This window comes from Streptomyces sp. NPDC059169, assembly GCF_042755225.1.
Lineage (GTDB): Bacteria > Actinomycetota > Actinomycetes > Streptomycetales > Streptomycetaceae > Streptomyces.
The window spans coordinates 306,286-312,362 of record NZ_JBHZCF010000001.1; the positions used below are offsets into that span (position 1 = coordinate 306,286).

The 6,077-nt window shown below is 69.6% G+C and carries 6 protein-coding genes; 3 read left to right on the top strand and 3 right to left on the bottom strand.

Features of this window, described 5'->3' with window-relative positions:
- Positions 1-269 precede the first annotated feature (269 nt).
- On the bottom strand, positions 270-1,523 hold the full coding sequence (locus ACFXOM_RS01355; protein ID WP_384932745.1) for a DUF3631 domain-containing protein: 1,254 nt from the start codon (positions 1,521-1,523) through the stop codon (positions 270-272).
- A 517-nt stretch (positions 1,524-2,040) separates the two neighbouring features.
- Entirely contained in the window at positions 2,041-2,235 is a 195-nt protein-coding gene (locus ACFXOM_RS01360) for a helix-turn-helix domain-containing protein (RefSeq protein WP_384932748.1), read from the bottom strand.
- 121 nt (positions 2,236-2,356) lie between these two features.
- Between ACFXOM_RS01360 and ACFXOM_RS01365 the strand changes: the two genes are divergently transcribed.
- Entirely contained in the window at positions 2,357-2,857 is a 501-nt protein-coding gene (locus ACFXOM_RS01365; RefSeq protein ID WP_384932751.1) for a helix-turn-helix transcriptional regulator, read from the top strand.
- A gap of 24 nt (positions 2,858-2,881) precedes the next feature.
- Positions 2,882-4,000, top strand: a complete 1,119-nt coding sequence (locus ACFXOM_RS01370; RefSeq protein WP_384947854.1) for a tyrosine-type recombinase/integrase — start codon at positions 2,882-2,884, stop codon at positions 3,998-4,000.
- 108 nt (positions 4,001-4,108) lie between these two features.
- Here the strand turns inward: ACFXOM_RS01370 and ychF are convergent, their stop codons facing one another.
- Positions 4,109-5,197, bottom strand: a complete 1,089-nt coding sequence (gene ychF, locus ACFXOM_RS01375) for a redox-regulated ATPase YchF (protein WP_384932757.1) — start codon at positions 5,195-5,197, stop codon at positions 4,109-4,111.
- A gap of 401 nt (positions 5,198-5,598) precedes the next feature.
- Between ychF and ACFXOM_RS01380 the strand changes: the two genes are divergently transcribed.
- The gene (locus tag ACFXOM_RS01380) at positions 5,599-6,018 is read left to right on the top strand and encodes a DUF6542 domain-containing protein (protein WP_384932760.1); all 420 of its coding nucleotides are present in this window, start codon (positions 5,599-5,601) and stop codon (positions 6,016-6,018) included.
- Positions 6,019-6,077 lie beyond the last annotated feature (59 nt).

Consider the following 6,077-nt stretch of genomic DNA (forward strand, 5'->3'; position numbering starts at 1 on the left):
CGTTCGCTCCAGCTTGCTGCTGATCGGCGGGGCAGGCCGAACAGCCCCTTGCGGCGGCGGGTGGGGGCGTTGTCGGTGCTCGTTTCGGGCATGGTGCTCCGGTAGTCGTGTGGGGTGGGGCTTAGTCACGTCCGTTGCATCCGTCCCGTAGCTGGTCAGAGCAGGTACGGAGACGGTCGCAGGTACGGAGTGATCCGTATCGGCAAGGAACTCCGTCCCCGCGCTGACCTGCGCGGGGACGGATGCGACGGATTGATACGCAGCTGGTGTCAGCGAGTGGGCTTGGGGCCAGCAGGGCCGCCGGGCGGGCCGATGGGCAGCGTCCCGGACGGATGGGCGGGCGGCTTGCCGTGGGTTGGCCGTGCGAGCGCGACCTCGTCGGCTGCGGGGGCCGGTTGAGCGGGGTCGGGGCAGTAGCGAGCCCAGGCGTCGAGGAACTGGTTACGGGCGTACGCCTTGGCCTGCCTGCCGTTTTCGAAGCGGTGGTTGGCCGGGCTGATGCCGAAGTCCCGTAGCAGGTTGGCCAGGTGGTAGGCGTTCAGGCCCTTGGTGCCGTACTCGGCCCACGGCCCCTCGGCGTCCTGGACGAGGGCAGCGAGCAGGTCCTGGCTGCGCAGAGCCACCTTGTGGCCGTCCTGCTCGAACACGCGGCGGACGTCGCGCAGCAGCCGCGTCTTCAGCGTCGTCTGCTCGTCCTGGACCACCTCGTTGCGCGTCATTGCCAGGCAGGCGGCACGGGCCCGCGAGGGCCAGTGCCCGCCAGCCAGGTCGGCGACGATCACCAGCGGCTCCCACGTGTCGGCGGCGCGGTCCTCGACCGGCATCTGCGGAACCAAGCCCGCGGCGGTGCTCCGCAGCGGGGCCAGCCAGGCGGTCAGCCGGTCCCGCAGCGCGTGCAGTTCGGGCAGCGAGTATCGCGAGCGGAACGGGGCGATCCGCTCGCCCGGCTTGCGCTTCTGCATGCGGATGACGACCGCCCGGTCCATGATCGTGTCCGGCAGGTCGCCGATCCCAGCGAGCGCAGCCATGGCGAAGGTGGGAAACGCCGTCGGCTTGTGTTCCGGCCCGGAGATTCGCCAGGCGGGCCGGTTGCGCTGGTGCCCGGCGTTCAGCAGACCACGCAGGTCCTCCTTGTCGCCGGCCTTGGGGCCGAAGATGGTGTCGGCCTCGTCCACCAGCAGCGTCGGCGGGTTCTTGCCAATGACGCGGAAGACCACTGCCGGCGAGGTGTTCACCGTCATCATCGGCTGGTGCACGGTCTCGTGGAGTACATCCAGGACGCGGGACTTGCCGCATCCCTTGGTCGGCCCCACGACCGCCAGCCGTGGCGCGTGCTGGAGGGCGGGCTGGATATGGGAGGCCGCCACCCACAACGTGACCGCCATCAGAGCCTCGTCGCTCGGCAGCACCACGTACCGACCGATAGCCGCACGTAGGTCATCCAGCAGCGCGGCTCCTTCGTCGGCCGTCTCGCCGCCCGCACCGGCGCGGTCCCCGGCCCCCGATCCGCCGTCGGGGGCCACGGTCCCCGCAGATGCGTGGGGACCGTGGCCCTCACCATCGGCTCGGAGCACGGCGTGCTCGCCTGGGATTCGGGGACCGGGTTCGGGGACCAGGGAACCGAAAGTCTCCGCCCGGTCCCCGACTTCCGCTCCCGCGGGACCGGTCCCCAAGGCACTGACCAGCACATGTTCCGCGCTGGGGGTGCTTCGGTCCCCGACCGGAATACCCGTCGAAGCATCGCCGCTGGCGCGTGCGGCAGGGGTCCGTGACCCCGTTCGGTCCCCGCCTCGGTCCCCGTCGCGCCAGGGAATGCCCTGGCCAGGGACCGCGGCAGCGGGCCAGACAACCTCGGATCCGTTCGAGGTGGCGGGGGACGTAGAGTCCTCCATAGACGTTCCTCTCAGGTGAGGGACGGGACGGGCAAGGTCCCGCCCCTCACCGGTTCGTTCGTTCAGGGATGGGCGACGTGCAGGGGAATCTCCGGCCCTCGGCGTTGGCGCGCCGGGGGCCGTTGCTGTGTCCGGGGCTGCCGGCGGCTCACGAGGCCAGGCCCCACTCGTCTCGGCCGTCGATCAGCGTGCGCTCGTAGCGCAGCAGCTCGACCTCGGGGTACAGCACCCGCTTGCCGACCTTGATGCCGAGCGGCCCCTTCTTGATGTGGCGCCAGTAGCGGACGGTGCTTTCGGCTGTGCGGTAGCGCTCGGCGACCTCGGCGGTGGTCAGGTATCGCATGCATTCCCATTCGGCTAGGTGGCGATTCGATCTGCATAAAGTTGTACCCCAGGATCGACGGTTACCCAAATCGGGAAGCTCATGTTTCAATTGGGATAGCGACGGTGACGATGGAGGTTCGATGGCAGGCGACAGGCCCGAGGGCGGCGAGGTGCCGCTGCTCTACAGCGAGGGGAACGTGGCCGCGCGCGTGGCGCTGGAGCGCGAGGTCAGAGGGTGGAGCACGACCGAGCTGGCGGAGCGGGTGACCAGAGCCGGCGTCAAGATGAACCAGACTGCCGTCTGGCGCATCGAGAACGGCACGCCTCGTCGGCGCATCAATCTCGACGAGGCCCTCGCCTTCACCCGCGTCTTCGAGCTCCCCCTCGAAGAGCTCATGTCACCGCCCCTGGAGGGGCTCGACATCGCCAGCCGGCGACTCGTCCAAGAGGCCGTCGAAGCGTTCTACGAGACCCGCGACGCGCGCGACCGCCTCCACCAAGCCGTGGTCGCCATCGCCGACCACATCAAGGCCCACCCCGACAGCTCGCGGGCGATCCACGAGCAGTGCCTCCGCCTCATGGGCGACGAGCGCGACGCTCGCACGCTCAGCAGCGACATCGAGGACGGCGGCCACTACTGACAACCGACACGAAGGAGAGGCCACTTGGCCAACATCCAGAAGCGCCCCAACGGCAAATGGCGTGCTCGCTACCGCGACCTCGACGGCAAGGAGCACGCCCGGCACTTCGACCGCAAGATCGACGCCCAGCGGTGGATCGACGAGGTCACGGCTAGCCTGGTCACCGGCCAGTACGTCGATCCGCGGTCTGCGAAGAAGCCCTTCAAGGAGTACGCGGAGGAATGGCGGGCCATCCAGCCGCACCGGCCTTCCACGGCCAAGGCGGTGGCCCAGCACCTGCGCTGCTACGTCTACCCAGCCTGGGAGAAGCGGGCACTCGGCGCCATCAAGCCCGGCGACGTACAGAGCTGGGTCACCAACCTGACCACCACGCACGGGCTGGCTGCCAGCACCTCACGGACGGTCTTCAACACTGTCAACGCCGTCTTCCGGGCGGCTGTCCGTGACCGGATGATCCCCCACAACCCGTGCGCCGAGGCGAAACTGCCCTCGGTACCACGGAAGAAGATCGTGCCCCTGGCCGTCGAGCAGGTGCGGACGCTGTCCGAGGAGATACCCACCCGCTACAAGGGCCTCGTGCTACTCGGCGCGGCCACCGGGCTCCGCCCCGGCGAGCTCTTCGGCCTCCAGCTCCAACACGTGGACCTGCTGCACGCGACCGTCTCGGTCGAGCAGCAGATCCAGCAGACCGCCAAGCACGGCGTGTACGTCTGCCCGCCCAAGACCGCTCGCTCGCACCGCACGGTCCCGCTCCCTCGCATGGCGGTGGATGCGATGAAGGCCCATCTTCGGGACTTCCCCGCCGATGGGCCCGAGGGCTGGATCTTCACGGCGCCGCAAGGCGGGCCCGTGGTCTACACGCACTTCATGGACGCCTCCTGGCGGCCCGCCTGCGCGAAGGCCGGCATAGCGAAGGGCACCGGACCTCACGCCCTGCGGCATCACTACGCCAGCTTGCTCATCAAGCACGGCGAATCCGTGAAGACGGTCTCCGAGCGCCTCGGCCACACCAACGCGGCCATGACGCTGAACATCTACACCCACCTGTGGCCCGACTCCGAGGAGCGAACCCGGGCCGCTGTCGACAAGGCGTACGCGGACCAGTCCGCCGATGCCCGGCCACAGGTCGACGAAGCGGCGTAGCCGCTCCCCCGCGCGCTGACCGAAGTCAGCACGCTGCGGACTCTGTGCGGACCGCAAAGGCCGCCCAACCCGCTCCGCAGCAGGTCAGACGGCCTTTCGTCGAGTGGATTAGACGTTGAAGCGGAACTCCACCACGTCGCCGTCCTGCATCACGTAGTCCTTGCCCTCCATGCGGGCCTTGCCCGCCGACCGCGCGTCGGCGACCGAGCCGGTGTCCACCAGGTCGGCGAAGGAGATGACCTCGGCCTTGATGAAGCCCTTCTGGAAGTCGGTGTGGATCACGCCCGCCGCCTCCGGTGCCGTCGCGCCCTTCTTGATCGTCCAGGCGCGGGACTCCTTCGGGCCCGCCGTGAGGTAGGTCTGCAGGCCCAGCGTGTTGAAGCCGACACGGGCGAGGGTCGCCAGGCCGGGCTCCTCGGCGCCGACCGACTGGAGGAGCTCCATCGCGTCCTCCTCGTCGAGCTCTGCCAGGTCCGCCTCCAGCTTGGCGTTCAGGAAGATCGCCTCGGCCGGGGCGACCAGGGCCCGCTGCTCGTCCTTGAAGGCCTCGTCCGTCAGCTCGTCCTCGTCGACGTTGAAGACGTAGAGGAACGGCTTGGTGGTCAGCAGGTGGAGGTCGTGCAGGAGCTCGGCGTTCTCGGACCCCTGGACGATGCCCTGGGAGAAGAGGGTGTCGCCCTTCTCGAGGATTTCCTTGGCCGCCTCGACCGCTGCGACCTTCGGAGCCACGTCCTTCTTGATACGGGCTTCCTTCGTCAGCCGCGGCAGGACCTTCTCGATGGTCTGGAGGTCCGCGAGGATCAGCTCCGTGTTGATCGTCTCGATGTCGTCCTTCGGCGAGACCTTCCCGTCGACGTGCACGACGTTCTCGTCCTTGAAGGCCCGGATGACCTGGCAGATCGCGTCGGACTCGCGGATGTTGGCCAGGAACTTGTTGCCGAGCCCCTCGCCCTCGCTGGCGCCGCGGACGATGCCGGCGATGTCCACGAAGTCGACGGTCGCCGGGAGGATCCGCTGGGAGCTGAAGATCTCGGCGAGCTTCGTCAGACGCCCGTCGGGCACGCCGACGACGCCGACGTTCGGCTCGATGGTGGCGAACGGGTAGTTGGCCGCCAGCACGTCGTTCTTGGTCAGGGCGTTGAACAGGGTCGACTTGCCGACATTCGGCAGACCGACGATTCCGATCGTGAGCGACACGTTGGCGACTTCCTGGAGTGGGGACTGCTGGGAACGGGCACTGGCTGACGGCCGGAGCCGGGCCCGGGGTGGGCCGATCCCCCAGTTTACGGGCGCCGCGCCGGAGCCCGTCACGCGTCCGTTACGTCGAACTCTCCACCAAGGTCACCCAAAGGGCGTGTCCTACGACGTACTCATCGCACTTTGCGACCTACGTTGGTCCCGTGGAGCAGCAGAGGACAGGCACCCCGTCGAGGCGGCCGCGGCCGCAGGCCCCCGTTTCCCCGCAGGGCGCCCTCATCGAGGGCGCCGCGGTGTACCGCGTCACGGCCCGTCCGGGGAAGTCGGGGCGCCCAGGCCCCGGAACTCCCGGGCGCCCGGGACAACGGCCCGAACCCCGGCCGGGCCGTCCCGTGCCGCCGGTGGTGCAGGCCCTGCGCAGGTTTCCGAACCCGCGGCTGACCGGACTCGGCGCGGGGCTCTTCGCCTCGGCCGTGATGCTGGTGATCGGATCGCTGGACTGGCTGCTGTTCGACGGCTCGGCGGTCGTCTACGGTCTGCTCTTCCTGCCCGTGAGTGCGTTGACCGCGCTGTGGGTACGGGGCGCCGACCTGGTCACGGCACCGATCAGCGTGCCCATCGCCTACGCCGTCGGGGTCGTGCCGATCTCCGGCGGGGCGGGCGGCATCGGCGGGCAGGTCATGGCCGTGGTCACCGCGCTGGCCGTGCAGGCCGGGTGGCTGTACGGCGGGACGCTGGTCGCGGGCGTCATCACCACCGTCCGCAAGATCCGGCTGATGAACCGCCGCCGCCGACCTTCGGGTCCGCCGCGTCGCGCCTGAGCCCGCCCCGCCCACGCGTTCCCCCCGCCCGGGGGGGGGGACGGGGGGGGCCGGGGGGC